The organism is Neisseria basseii, from assembly GCF_962707005.1.
GTDB classification, from domain to species: domain Bacteria; phylum Pseudomonadota; class Gammaproteobacteria; order Burkholderiales; family Neisseriaceae; genus Neisseria; species Neisseria bergeri.
This window is the reverse complement of sequence record NZ_CAUIXH010000030.1, coordinates 1-13,888: the sequence shown is the minus strand read 5'-3', so window position 1 is coordinate 13,888 and position 13,888 is coordinate 1. Positions and strand designations below refer to the sequence as shown.

Sequence of the window (13,888 nt, the reverse complement as noted above, 5' to 3'; positions counted from 1 at the left end):
AAAAAAAAAAAAAAAAAAAAAAAAAAAAAAAAAAAAAAAAATGAATTGCTTGATATTACAATGTTTTTTATATGTTTTTATATTGTGATGCAGAACGGGAATCTGTATCACGTCATTCCCACGAAAGTGGGAATCTAGAAACTCAAAGTTGCAAGAATTTATCGGAAACGGCTGAAACCGAACGATCCGGATTCCCGCCTGTGCGGGAATGACGGCGGGGGCGGATGCCGTCTGAAGCGGTGGGCTGAAGCCCACCCTACCATTGTTTCTGCTTCCATACCATTTGGCGGCATTTTTATATCGTAGGATGGGCTTCAGCCCACCAAAGCATCAAAGTATTCAATCTCGTCTGAAACTTCGTCATTCCCGCGAAAGCGGGAATCTAGAATCTCCAAGTTTTCAGACAACCTTTGAATATTGCCGCCGCCCAATGGTCTGGATTCCCACTTTCGTGGGAATGACGAGTCTTTTATAACCTTTAAGGCTGCTGCTGCCCAATGGTTTGGATTCCCGCTTATGCAGGAATGACGGCAGAGGGTGGACGATGCCGTCTGAAGCGGTGGGCTGAAGCCCACCCTACCATTACGCCCTGCCATTATTTTTGCGTCCGTACCGCTTGGCGGCAATATTGCAGGGTGGGCTTCAGCCCGCCGAAACCCAAAATGCCGTCTGAAATGCGAAACGGTTTCAGACGGCATTTTTTCCTTAACATTCAAACGGCCGGCGGTTTACCAGTAACCCAAAGCTTTCCACCACAAAATGCCGACTGTGGCGAAAATCAGGATTTCGATAACGCTCATAATGAAGCCTGCCTTCCACCATTCGCCCATATTGACGTAGTTTGAGCCGTAAATTACAGGAGCGGAACCGGTGGCGTAGTGGGTCAGCGACATCATTATGCCGGTGGCGGCCGCCATCATCAGGGCAAACAGCATAGGCGGCGCACCCAATGCCAGACCCGCACCGTAAAACGCGCCGAACATCGCGGTAACGTGTGCCGTGCCGCTAGCGAAAACGTAGTGGGCGTAGAGGTAGGCAAGCATCAGCAGGGCGCAGCCGGCTTCCCAACCCAAGCCCAAATGGGCGATGCCGCTTTGCATGGATTCGGACAGCCAGCCGATAAGCCCCAGTTTGTTGAGGAAGTTCGCCATCATCACCAAGGCGGCAAACCAAACGATGGTGTCCCACGCGCTTTTTTCCTTCAGTGCGTCGTCCCAAGTCAGGACGCCGCTCAAAAGGCAGAGGCTCAGGCCGAGGAAGGTGGTGGCGGTAGCATCGACTTTCACGCCGGCCAGCATTTCGGGAATGCCCGCCCACAACAGCAGCAGGATCACGAAAATGCCGAGCATCATTTTTTCGTCGCGCTTCATCGCGCCCATTTCTTTCAGTTTTTCTTTGGCAAGGGCGGTCGCGTCAGGCGTTTGTTTGATTTCGGGCGGATACAGGAAATACAGCACCAGAGGCATCAGCAACATAGCAAGCAGGCCGGGTACGACCATTGCCAAGAACCAAGTACCCCAAGAGAGTTGGATTTGTGAATTGGTGGCTTTGGCAACCAATTCGACTACCAGCGGATTGGGTGCGGTGGCGGTGATGAAAATCAGACAGGTAATTACGTTGGAGTGGAAGTTGACCAGTGAAAGGTATTTACCAATTTTGCCTTCCGTACCTTTTTCAGGGTCAGAGTCGAAGCTCAGTGCGATGGATTTCATAATCGGATGCACAATCGCACCGCCGCGCGCAGTATTACTCGGCGTTACCGGACCGATGACCAAGTCGGCTAGTGCCAAACTGTAACCCACGCCCAGCGTGCGTTTGCCGAAAAGGGAAATCAAAAGGTAGCCGATACGCATCCCCAAACCGGTTTTCAACAGGCCGCGCGAGATGATGATGGCGATACCGATCATCCAGATTAACGAGTTGTTGAGGCTGCTCAAAGCGTCTTTGGTCGCGTCGGCGGCTTTTTCGTTGGTTACGCCGGTCAGCGCGACCAAGGTAATGCCCAAAACCGCCATTGCGCCGATGGGCATCGCTTTGCCGATGATGCCGGCAATGATGCCGACGAACAGTGCCAAAAGATGCCACGCGTCGGGCGATACGCCTTGGGGAACAGGGATGACGAACCAGATAAGCAGCGTCAGCGCGAGCGCGGCCGCCGCAGGAATTGGCTTGAAGCCCATATTAGTCTCCTAGTTTGAAGTATCGGGAAAATCGGGTTTCAGACGGCGTGTGCCTGATTTGGGCGGGGGAGATGCCGTCTGAACGTGTTTGGGTGTGGTTGTTTTGATGTTTTTCTTTTGGGTAATGCGAGTTTCGTGCCGCCATCTTTTTCAGACGGCATTTCTTGAGTTTTGCGTTTTGCACTTTGTGTTTTTTCGCTTTGCCCTCTCCCTAACCCTCTCCCACGGGGAGAGGGGATAATGGCGTTGAAAACCAACCGTTATCGGGTTTCCTGCAATCCGTTCCCCTCTCCCACGATGAAAGGGAATAATGACTTTGAAAATCAACCATTATCGGATTTTCTGCAAGCCGTCCCCTCTCCCCGTGGGAGAGGGTTAGGGAGAGGGCAAAACCTCAAGATACACTGTATCGTTTTTTCTGCTGGCAAAGCATCTGGCAAGTAGTTTGGGAAGGTTCGGTTGCGAAACCTAACAAATACTACAGGTATTTTTCAGACGACCTCTTATATAGAAAAGGCCGTCTGAAACGCCGTATTGGATTAATCCTGCTCCGCCGGCAGTCCGTACTCTTCGGGGAAGGTACGCAGCGAGCTTTGCAACACGGTAACCGCGCCGTCAATCAGGCCGCAGCGGCCGCTTCGGGGCAGCAGTTGGCACAGGCTTTGCAAGGCGCGCAGGTCGTCTGAAGTGCCGATGCCGGTATCCACGCGGTTGAGCAGGCGTGAAAGTTGGAACGTACCGCCTTTGCACGGCGGGCATTGTCCGCATGAGTTGGACGCAAAAAATTCCACATACTCGGCTACTTTGCGTACGACGCTGGTTCCTTCGGAAATCACAATCATCGCGCCCGTGCCGAGGCTGGATTTGCGTTCGCGCACGGACACGAAGTCCAAAGGCACGTCCAAATCTTTGACGGTCAGGAGCGTGTTTGACGGGCCGCCGGTAAACACGGCTTTAAACGTGCGGCCTTCGAGCATACCGCCGCCGTGATCGTAAATCAGCGATTGCAGGGTCGTGCCCATCGGCAGTTCGTACAGACCCGGATTCAATACGTCGCCGGAGAGCGAGTAGAGTTTTGTACCGGCCGCATCGCCCAAACCCAGCGATTTGTACCATTCCGCGCCTTTGGCAAGGATTTGCGGAATATTGGCGAAGGTTTCGGTATTGTTGATCAGGGTCGGCTCGCCGTTGACACCGCTTTCGGCAGGGAACGGCGGCTTGCGGCGCGGGAACGGGAAACCTCCTTCCAGCCAAGAAATCACGGCGGTTTCTTCGCCGCCGATATAGCGGCCTGACGTTTCGACCAGTTGCAAGTCCAAAGGTTTGCCCAAGTAGTTTTCGATGCGGATAAACAAATCACTGTTTTTCCATTGCTCGATGGCGGGTGTGATGGAAGCGATGGAGTCGGTCTGATGAGGGTTGACGTACAAAACCGCTTTGTTGGCGCGGCAGGCGACGGCGGCAATCAATACGCCTTCGATGACTTGGTGCGGCGTTTTCGCCAGCAACACGCGGTCTTTGAACGTACCTGGTTCGTCTTCGTTGGCATTGCAGACGACGTATTTGTCGCCGTGTTTGCTCTGCGCGGCAACCGCCGCCTCCCATTTGCGCCAAGTCGGGAAACCTGCACCGCCCATACCGCATAGGTTGGCTTCTTGCAGTTTGGAAACAATGCTTTGAGGATCGGCAAGTGCCGCCAGCAGGCCTTCGCCGCCGCCGACTTTGCGCCACGCGGCCAAATCCGCGCCGACTTGGCGGGACGGGTGCAGTAAGTTTTGATTGGCTTGATTCATGATTGTTGCTCCTGCAAACCGGCGTGTTCGCGCAAATCGAATTTGCCGTAGTCGGGATATAAAATGGGGGCTTTGATGTCGCCGGTCAGTCCGGCGCGGGTCATTTCGCGTTGCAGGTCGTGGACGTGTCCGACACCGCCGCGCACTTTTTTCAGCGGCAGTCCGCAATTTGCGGCGGCTTTACCCGCACGGCGGCCGAAGCTGATGATGTCCAAAAGCGCGTTGCCCATCAGGCGGTTGCGGCCGTGGATGCCGCCGGTTACTTCGCCGGCGCAATAGAGGCCTTCAACGCAGGTTGCGCCGTCGCCGTTGATTTCGACGCCGCCGTTTTGGTAGTGCAGGGTCGGATGAATCATTACAGGCTCGACGGCCGGGTCGATGCCGCATTTATGGGCGACGTGGCCGAGTGTTACCAAACGGTTCAATACATCAGGATCGTTTTCAATCAGGCGCGGGGTGTCGAGGAACACGCCGACCTGTCCGTCGCGTACTACGCCGCGGCCTTCGCGGCACTCGCGCAAAATGGCGGCGGCAACAACGTCGCGCGGCTGTAATTCGTCAACGAAACGTTCGCCCAAACCGTTGACCAACTTGGTGCCTGCGGATCGCACGGCTTCAGAAATCAGCGCGCCCGCCAAGTGCGGCGGATGGGCAACGCCGGTCGGGTGGTATTGGAAGGAATCGACATCGCGCAGTTTCGCGCCGATGCGGTAAGCCATCACCAGGCCGTCTGCGGTTGCGCCGTAGTGGTTGGAAGTGGCGAAACCCTGCAAATGCAGCCTTCCGCTGCCGCCGGTCGCCAATACCACGGCTTTGGCGTGAACCAATACCAAAGAGCGTTTTTCCAAATCGTACAAAATTGCGCCGACGCAGCGGCCGTGTTCGTCCGACAATAATTCGATGGCGGGGTGGCGGTTGAGCTGTGTGATGTTTTCGTCGAGTTCGACCGCCTCGCGCAGTACGCGCATCATTTCGAGGCCGGTAAAGTCGCGGTAGCTCAAAATACGCGGCACGGTCGTACCGCCCGCGCGTTTTCGGCTTAGCATACCGTTGCTGTCCGCGCCATTGGCAAGGTCGAAGGTCATGCCCAAACCAATCAGCCAGCGGATGGCGGACGGCGCGTCGGTAACCATTTGCGCCACCAATTCTTTTTTGCCTGCGTTGTGGCCGCCTTTGATGGTGTCGTCAAAGTGTTGCTGCAGGCTGTCTTCCGCGCCGACTGCCGCCTGAATGCCGCCTTCCGCCATTACGGTATTGCTGTCGCCGATACGCAGCTTGTTCGCCATAATCACGCGCGCACCTGCTTCGGTCGCAGACAACGCCGCCGCCGCACCCGCGCCGCCGCCGCCGATGACCAATACGTCAGTGTTCAAATGTTCCGCGCCCGACAAATCATAATCGTCAATCAGCGGCCGGCTGATTAAGAGTTTCGCCAAATCGGGATGGCAGTAATCGCCCGCGTTCGGACCGATGGGCAGCTTCACGCGCGCATTTGCCTGATAATCGGGATGGAACCGGCTCAGCAATTCGTTTTTTTCAGGTAAATCGCCGCGCAGTTCCAATGAGGACGCGCGCAGGTTGGCAAGGGCGGTTTCGTAGTCTATGCCTTGGATTTTATTCACTATCACACTGACTCCCCTTCAAATTCGACTTTCATTTTGCCGCTGTCGATTTCGCGCAGGCGGCGCATCAAATCCACAGGGCGCAACGTACGCGCCGCTTTCATACGGCGTGCGAACAGGCCCAAGTGGTTCGGACGGATGTGTTCCGGGCAGGAAAGGGTGCAGAGGTTGCACATCACGCATTGGTCGAAGGTCAGCGCAGCCGCACCGAAGTCGCCCGATACCACTTGCGCTACGCCGTTTTCCACTTCCAAACCTTTGGGGCAGGCGCGGTTGCAGCCGCCGCAATGGCGGCAATTTTGCGCTTCGGGAAAGGCTTTGGCGGTGTCGTCCAGCCAGTTCCAGCCGTCGCCGACTTCGCCCACGTCGTAATACTGGATATGCTCGGGGATAAAGTAGTCCAAGAAGCTGACCTGCATCCCTTCTTCGACTTTGGTTTCACACGCCAACGCAGTCGTTACCTCGCGCTCGCCTTCTTTACGGATCATGCAGCGGCACGAACCGCATACGCCCTGCCCCATGCAGCCGACATTGGCGGTAATCGCGCTACCGGAACGAGCGTAGGCTTGGATAATGGACGAATCGGCGGAGGCCTTGACCTCGTGTCCGTCTATGGTCAGGGTTAACAAATTTTCACTCATGGCAGTGTCCTGTTGGAAGGATAGTAGATTTGGTATTGTGTATTTTTGTTACACAAGAGGAACAAGGACTTCCTCTCGCGTACTATGAATATGTTTATAACTTAATGTTTCTTATGTGAAACATAGTTTATCAGAATTTGTGCCTTATCGTTACTAAACTACAAAATTGCCATAGAAACATATATTGTTGACAAAATTTATGTACGAAATTTTAAAATATAATTATTTTTCAATAAGTTTATAAATAATGCCGTCTGAAAAACAGAAAAAACAAACAGAAAAATACAATCCATTCTCATTATTGCAATCTAGTGAAAAATATATATATTACTGTAATATATGTATATTTTTTGAAAATTCTGATATTTGGAAAATAAGTTGTAAAATTTCAAAAAGTCAAATGCGTTTGACTTCAGTCAAAATTTCCTCTTTCATATATGACAACTCCCTGCTGTCGTTATATCCTTTAAGCGATTGAAATCAGATTGAAATTATTGAGAATAATTTTTATGCCGTTAAAACGGATATTCGGACAGGTTCGGACGGCATTTATAAAAAACCTAAAATTACCAAACATATTTGTAGTTTTATTTCCATCACAGGCAACAGGCAAAGATTACAAATATCAAAATCCGAGTAAAACAGTATTTTATTAAAACAAATTGATAATCAATAGATTAGAATTATGTATTGTCTTTACCGTACAAACGCTGGCACTATTTCAAGCTGATAAAAAACAGCCTTCAAAAAGGTTGTTTAAAACAGCAGCAGACACTTACCGCCACAACCTTGAAAAGGAACACAATCATGACCGTCATCAAACAGGAAGACTTTATCCAAAGCATTTGTGATGCCTTCCAATTCATCAGCTATTACCATCCGAAAGACTACATCGACGCGCTTTATAAGGCGTGGCAGAAGGAAGAAAATCCCGCCGCCAAAGATGCGATGACGCAGATTTTGGTCAACAGCCGTATGTGTGCGGAAAACAACCGCCCCATCTGCCAAGATACCGGTATCGCAACCGTGTTTTTGAAAGTCGGTATGGATGTGCAATGGGATGCAAACATGAGCGTCGAAGAGATGGTTAACGAAGGCGTGCGCCGCGCCTACACTTGGGAAGGCAACACCCTGCGCGCGTCCGTCCTCGCCGACCCTGCCGGCAAACGTCAAAACACCAAAGACAACACGCCTGCCGTCATCCACATGAGCATCGTGCCGGGCGACAAAGTCGAAGTAACCTGCGCGGCAAAAGGCGGCGGTTCTGAAAACAAATCCAAACTCGCCATGCTCAACCCGTCCGACAACATCGTCGATTGGGTGCTGAAAACCATCCCGACCATGGGTGCGGGCTGGTGTCCTCCCGGCATCTTGGGTATCGGCATCGGCGGTACGCCCGAAAAAGCCGTGTTGATGGCGAAAGAATCCCTGATGAGCCACATCGACATTCAAGAGTTGCAGGAAAAAGCCGCGTCCGGCGCGGAATTGTCCACCACAGAAGCCCTGCGCCTCGAACTCTTTGAAAAAGTCAACGCGCTGGGCATCGGCGCGCAAGGTTTGGGCGGTCTGACCACCGTGTTGGACGTGAAAATCCTCGATTACCCGACCCACGCCGCTTCTAAGCCGATTGCTATGATTCCCAACTGCGCCGCCACCCGCCACGTCGAATTTGAATTGGACGGCTCAGGCCCTGTCGAACTCACACCGCCGCGCGTCGAAGACTGGCCCGATTTGACTTACAGCCCCGACAACGGCAAACGCGTCGATGTCGATAAGCTGACCAAAGAAGAAGTGGCAAGCTGGAAAACCGGCGACGTATTGCTGTTGAACGGCAAAATCCTCACCGGCCGCGATGCCGCACACAAACGCCTCGTCGATATGCTCGACAAAGGCGAAGAATTGCCCGTCGATTTCACCAACCGCCTGATTTACTACGTCGGCCCCGTCGATCCGGTCGGCAACGAAGTCGTCGGCCCCGCAGGCCCGACCACCGCCACCCGCATGGACAAATTCACCCGCCAAATGCTCGAACAAACCGGCCTCTTGGGTATGATCGGCAAATCCGAGCGCGGCGCGGCCACCTGCGAAGCCATTGCCGACAACAAAGCCGTGTACCTCATGGCGGTCGGCGGCGCGGCATACCTCGTGGCAAAAGCCATCAAATCTTCCAAAGTCTTGGCGTTCCCCGAATTGGGTATGGAAGCCGTTTACGAATTTGAAGTCAAAGATATGCCCGTAACCGTCGCCGTGGACAGCAAAGGCGAATCCATCCACGCCACCGCCCCGCGCCAATGGCAGGCGAAAATCGGCATCATCCCCGTCGAATCTTGAGGCGCAATGCCGTCTGAACGCAAAATCTGCCTTCAGACGGCATTTCCGCCCCCGGTTGCGGTACAATCCACTATTTCATCACCCGGCGACCCACACCGTGAAAATCCTCATTTTAGGCAACGGACAGGTAGGTTCTACCGTCGCACAAAACCTTGCCTCCATACCCAACAACGACGTAACCGTTATCGACATCGACGAAAAAGCATTGCAGGAAACAGGCAGCCGCCTCGATGTCCAAACCGTTTTCGGCAACGGCGCATCCCCCTTCACATTAGAACGCGCCGGCGCGGAAGATGCCGACTTGCTGCTCGCGCTCTCCCGCAGCGACGAAACCAACATCGTCGCCTGCAAAGTTGCCGCCGACCTGTTCAACATCCCCGGCCGCATCGCGCGCGTCCGTTCCAGCGAATACCTCGAATACCTCAGCCCCAAGCTCGAAAACAACGAAAACGGCAGCCTTTCCATATTCGGCATAACCGAAACCATCAGCCCCGAACAGCTCGTTACCGAACAGCTTGCCGGCCTGATAGACTGCCCGGGCGCATTGCAGGTTTTACGTTTTGCAGACGACCGCGTGCGGATGGTCATCATACAGGCGCGGCGCGGCGGGCTGCTCGTCAACCGCGAAATCGCCGACATCGCCCAAGATTTGCCCGACGGGGCCGACTGCCAAATCTGCGCCGTTTACCGCAACAACCGCCTCATCGTCCCCACGCCGCAAACCGTCATTATCGAAGGCGACGAAATCCTGTTTGCCGCCGCTGCCGAAAACATCGGCGCGGTCATACCCGAATTGCGCCCCAAAGAAACCAGCACCCGCCGCATCATGATTGCCGGCGGCGGCAACATCGGCTACCGCCTCGCCAAGCAGCTCGAACACGCATACAACGTCAAAATCATCGAATGCCGGCCGCGCCGTGCCGAATGGATAGCCGAAAACCTCGACAACACCCTCGTCCTGCAAGGTTCGGCAACCGACGAAACCCTGCTCGACAACGAATACATCGACGAAATCGACGTATTCTGCGCCCTGACCAACGACGACGAAAGCAACATTATGTCCGCCCTTTTGGCGAAAAACCTCGGCGCGAAGCGCGTCATCGGCATCGTCAACCGCTCAAGCTACGTCGATTTGCTCGAAGGCAACAAAATCGACATCGTCGTCTCCCCCCACCTCATCACCATCGGCTCGATACTCGCCCACATCCGGCGCGGCGACATCGTTGCCGTCCACCCCATCCGGCGCGGCACGGCGGAAGCCATCGAAGTCGTCGCACACGGCGACAAAAAAACTTCCGCCATCATCGGCAGGCGCATCAGCGGCATCAAATGGCCCGAAGGCTGCCACATTGCCGCTGTCGTCCGCGCCGAAACCGGCGAAACCATTATGGGACACCATACCGAAACCGTCATCCAAGACGGCGACCACATCATCTTTTTCGTTTCGCGCCGGCGCATCCTGAACGAACTGGAAAAACTCATCCAAGTCAAAATGGGCTTTTTCGGATAAACCGCCCCATTCCGGACACATTGCCGCCGCATCGGGATTCCTGATTTGCCGCCATCCCCTCGTCGGAAGAAACCCGGCTTCAGACGGCATCAAATGCCTTGTCGGGCTTCAGACGGCATCGTCCACCCTCCGCCGTCATTCCCATAAAAACAGAAACCTAAAATTCCGTCATTCCCGCGAAAGCGGGAATCCGGTCTGTTCGGTTTCAGTTGTTTTTGGGTTTCGGATAATTTCTAAATCGTCATTCCCGCGCAGGCGGGAATCCAGACCTTAGAACAACTGCAATATTCAAAAATTATCTGAAAGTTTGAGGTTCTAGATTCCCGTTTTCACGGGAATGACGGAAGGTTGCGGGAATGACGAAGAGTTGCGGACAGCAGGGGGAATGACGGGGTTTCAGACGGCATTGTGGGCTTTGACGGGCTTCAGACGGCATCGTCCACCCTCCGCCGTCATTCCCATAAAAACAGAAACCTAAAATTCCGTCATTCCCGCGAAAGTGGGAATCTAGTGTGTTCGGTTTCGGTTTTTTTTTGGGTTTCGGGTAATTTCCAAATCGTCATTCCCGCGCAGGCGGGAATCCAGACCTTGGGATAGCGGCAATATTCAAAGGTTAGCTGAAAATTTGGAGGTTCTAGATTCCCGCTTTCGCGGGAATGACGAAAAGTGGCGGGAATCCAGACCTTAGAACAACGGCAATATTCAAAGATTATCTGAAAATTTGAGGTTCTAGATTCCCGTTTTCACGGGAATGACAAAAAGTTGCGGACAGCAGGGGAATGACGGAGTTTCAGACGGCATTTAATGCCTTGTCAGGCTTCAGACGGCATCGCCCGCCTGTTTTAATATGGCGGCAAACCGCCCCGACAAAAAAACAATCCGGAACGCGTCTGACCGTTCCGGATTGTTTTCAGGCGCATCCGCGCATCAGAACATACTGCGCACGCCCATATTGACCTGCCAATTCTGGCGCATCGTGTGCATCGAAGACCTTTGCGCCTCAAAATAAAGCTGCCGTCCGTTTTCGGCATTGCGGTGCACCACGCCCAAGCCGTATTCCAACCAGCCGCCACGGTGTTTGAATTCCTCTACGGCAGAGCCGTTGAACCTGTGGCGGATCGTGCCGATAAACTCGCGTTTGTACATCAGCTTGCCGTAGATATTCAGCCTGCCGCCGTCCAAACCGTCCACGCCCGCCCGAAAGCCGAACCGCCCCAGCAGGCTGCGGAAGTTGTCCGTTTCGGCAGACAGACCGTTTGACAGCGAAAAGCCGTAGCCGCGCGTAAACCAGTAGGACAACTGCGCTTCCGGCTGCCACCAATAGGTTTTGCCGCCGTCCTGTTTTTCCATCCGCCTGCCGGTTTCGGCGGAAAGCATATAGGCATTCAGGCGCGCCTCGTCCGACTCGACATGGACTCCGGAGTAATTGGTCAGCCCGTAGCTGCCCTTATATCGGGCGATGTTGGCGACCAAATCATAATAAGCCCTGCTTTCCCGATTGAGCCAGGTGGAATAAACGCCTGCCGTCCTGCCGTAGATTTTGCCGATGCCGGCGTAGTCTTCGGGGGTGTAGGACGATTGGAGGTGGCGGAGCATCAGCCCTTTGTAATGAATCCATTTGTCGCCGAACCCCATCCTGTTGAAGCCGCCGGCAAAGCCCCAATAGCGGTTGCTGTAGCCGCCCACGCGGTAATCGCTGCGGCTGCCGGCGAATTTTCCGCCGACGCGTTTGATCCAAACGTTGTTGTCTTCCTGCGGCGTTCCGTCGGCGTGGATTTCGCCCATACGCTGCACCAGCGTTTCATCGGAAACCGCGTTCAACTGATACAAAGCCTCGCCGAAGAGGACGCCGCTCGATGCGCCCGTCGACAATGTTGACGCGAAAAGGTAGAAGTCCCGCTTGCCGTCGGGGGTAATTTCGACATATTTGGATTTTTCCGACTCATCCAAGGCAAAACACCATCCTCCCTGTTCCGTACAGCGGACATTCAATTTGTATGATGCTTTATTGTCTTCTTGATTGCCCTTGTTTTCGACCAGCTTTAAAAATTCCCTGCCCGTCGTTGGTGCCTTGGCATTGTCTTCATATTCGATGATGTGTACGCCTTCGCTGCCTTTTCGGGTAATCAGCTTGTCCGATTCGCCTTTGACGATGTCGCCATACATTTTGAACACGCCGCCATCACCCTTGAGCTTGCTCACGGACACTTTGACGAATTTATTGTTGTCGCTAAATTCGACCTGCGCGCCTTCCGACAAATCCAACTCTTTCAGCATTGAATCATTGGTAACTTTCCAGCGCGCGCCGTTGCTCATTTTGAGGTTGACGGTGTTGTTTGTCTTGTCGTCGATCGCGCTGTCTTTAATCCAACCGTTTTCGTCAAAGAAATCTTCATATTCTTTGATTTTTTCTTCTGACCTGGCAATGCTTTTCTTTAACGTTTCTTTCGTTCTTTCTTTTGTGTTCGGGTCATTTAATTTTTGAATCCATTTCTCAACCTTTGCCCTTTCCTTGTCGGTAGCGTCTTTAGTGGGCAGCACTTTTTCATCGGCATCCACGGTTTCGCCGAACATATCTTTCCCTTTGGCAAAGCTCCTTTTCCCGATATGGGCTTCCCCTTCAAAATAAGAATCTTTGTTGGCGAGGTTTACGCTCACGCTGCCGCCGTTGTAGGCGAAAATATCGCCTTTGATTTTGACAACCTTGTCTTCCCCGCCGACAACCTCGACTTTGCTGTTTTTCCCGTCAATCGCAAACGCGCTGCCTATGCTTTTCGGCCTGCCCTGCCCGTCATAAACCGGCGTTATATCGATATCGACGTTTCCACGGAAGACCGCTTCCATTTTGGAGCCTTCCGGAAGCTGTTTCTTATTGCCTATACTTGAGCTTGAATAGAAGCCGAAACCGTTGTTTTCCGCCTCGTCCTGTCCGTTCCTATCGATTTTAATATTCACATCGCCCTTAAACTCTATTGTGGTGATGCTTGGAAAAGCAGGATCGGGTCTTTTGCTACTATAGTGGTTGGCGCTAATGCCTTGTCCTACCGCTTTTCCTGATTTGATGTTGATGTCCAGTGTCGAGCCTTCTTCGGAAACAAGACGATATTCCCCCACTTTGACATTATTATTTAATAATAGGATACCGTCGATTTTGGGGTTGGCATTCGCGTCCGCATCCGCATTGATGGTGTTGCGCCCTTTAAAGGTAAGCGTCGCCGGCGCCAAGGTGCTAGAACCATTGATTTGGTCATAAGACAAAATACCGGCAGGCGCGTTATGGGCGGCTATGGTTACGTTTTCAAAAGTGATGTTGTTTTTGCCCTCATAGCTTTCATCCGCCAACATCACGGCACCACCCCTATGCCGTCCCGGTGTGTACGTTTCGGTTAATGTGTACGTGTAACCGTTTGTGCCTATCTTTGTTTGAATCGATTTATTGTCAATCGTCGGCGCGGCATCGGCTGAGCCGTCTGCCAATTTGCCTTTTATCGTAATGTTGTTCGTACCGCCATTGGCGGCAATGATGAGGGAATTTAAGGGTTTGACTTCGGTTTCGCCATCGTAGGTGTAGTTGTTCTCTTGCCCTTTTTGTGCGAGGACGAGGGTGTAGTTGTCTGTCTTCTCTATCGTTCCACTGCTTGCAGCATCCGCCCCTTGAGCGTGCATAGAAGCGGCTGCAAAACCAAGTAAGATGCACTGAACTGTCTTCTTTTGTTTCATTAGTTTTCCATTTTGAGAGCATATAATTTTTATATTATATGCTTAAATCATTGACACACCAAAAAAAAAAAAAAAAAAAAAAAAAAAATTG

The 13,888-nt window shown here is 52.9% G+C and carries 10 protein-coding genes; 2 read left to right on the top strand and 8 right to left on the bottom strand.

Annotated elements, in window-relative coordinates; translation table 11 throughout:
* Window positions 1–314 precede the first annotated feature (314 nt).
* From Q9I99_RS10690 to Q9I99_RS10665, 6 genes are all read right to left on the bottom strand, one after another.
* Window positions 315–698, bottom strand: coding sequence for a hypothetical protein (locus Q9I99_RS10690; protein WP_301667983.1), 384 nt, complete (start codon window positions 696–698; stop codon window positions 315–317).
* Window positions 699–728: 30 nt separating this feature from the next.
* Window positions 729–2,180 (bottom strand): DASS family sodium-coupled anion symporter, encoded by a 1,452-nt coding sequence (locus tag Q9I99_RS10685; RefSeq protein ID WP_301667982.1) that lies wholly within the window; start codon window positions 2,178–2,180, stop codon window positions 729–731.
* Between the two features lies 1 nt (window position 2,181).
* Window positions 2,182–2,364: a hypothetical protein gene (locus tag Q9I99_RS10680; RefSeq protein ID WP_301667981.1), complete on the bottom strand. Its 183-nt coding sequence runs from the start codon at window positions 2,362–2,364 to the stop codon at window positions 2,182–2,184.
* A gap of 355 nt (window positions 2,365–2,719) precedes the next feature.
* Window positions 2,720–3,973, bottom strand: coding sequence for a complex I 51 kDa subunit family protein (locus Q9I99_RS10675; RefSeq protein ID WP_301667980.1), 1,254 nt, complete (start codon window positions 3,971–3,973; stop codon window positions 2,720–2,722).
* Window positions 3,970–5,598, bottom strand: a complete 1,629-nt coding sequence (locus tag Q9I99_RS10670) for an FAD-binding protein (protein ID WP_301667984.1) — start codon at window positions 5,596–5,598, stop codon at window positions 3,970–3,972. The genes Q9I99_RS10675 and Q9I99_RS10670 overlap by 4 nt, the downstream gene beginning before the upstream one ends.
* Window positions 5,598–6,236, bottom strand: coding sequence for a 2Fe-2S iron-sulfur cluster-binding protein (locus Q9I99_RS10665; protein ID WP_118818060.1), 639 nt, complete (start codon window positions 6,234–6,236; stop codon window positions 5,598–5,600). The genes Q9I99_RS10670 and Q9I99_RS10665 overlap by 1 nt, the downstream gene beginning before the upstream one ends.
* An 807-nt stretch (window positions 6,237–7,043) precedes the next feature.
* Between Q9I99_RS10665 and Q9I99_RS10660 the strand changes: the two genes are divergently transcribed.
* The gene (locus Q9I99_RS10660) at window positions 7,044–8,567 is read left to right on the top strand and encodes a fumarate hydratase (protein ID WP_301667979.1); all 1,524 of its coding nucleotides are present in this window, start codon (window positions 7,044–7,046) and stop codon (window positions 8,565–8,567) included.
* A gap of 97 nt (window positions 8,568–8,664) precedes the next feature.
* Window positions 8,665–10,077, top strand: a complete 1,413-nt coding sequence (gene trkA, locus Q9I99_RS10655; protein WP_301667978.1) for a Trk system potassium transporter TrkA — start codon at window positions 8,665–8,667, stop codon at window positions 10,075–10,077.
* Window positions 10,078–10,372: 295 nt separating this feature from the next.
* Here trkA and Q9I99_RS10650 read toward each other — a convergent pair whose 3' ends face one another.
* Together Q9I99_RS10650 and Q9I99_RS10645 are read right to left on the bottom strand one after the other, a co-directional pair.
* A complete protein-coding gene (locus Q9I99_RS10650; RefSeq protein WP_301667977.1) occupies window positions 10,373–10,513 on the bottom strand; it encodes a hypothetical protein in 141 nt (46 codons plus the stop codon).
* 491 nt (window positions 10,514–11,004) lie between these two features.
* Window positions 11,005–13,797, bottom strand: a complete 2,793-nt coding sequence (locus Q9I99_RS10645; RefSeq protein WP_301667976.1) for an autotransporter outer membrane beta-barrel domain-containing protein — start codon at window positions 13,795–13,797, stop codon at window positions 11,005–11,007.
* Window positions 13,798–13,888: the final 91 nt, after the last annotated feature.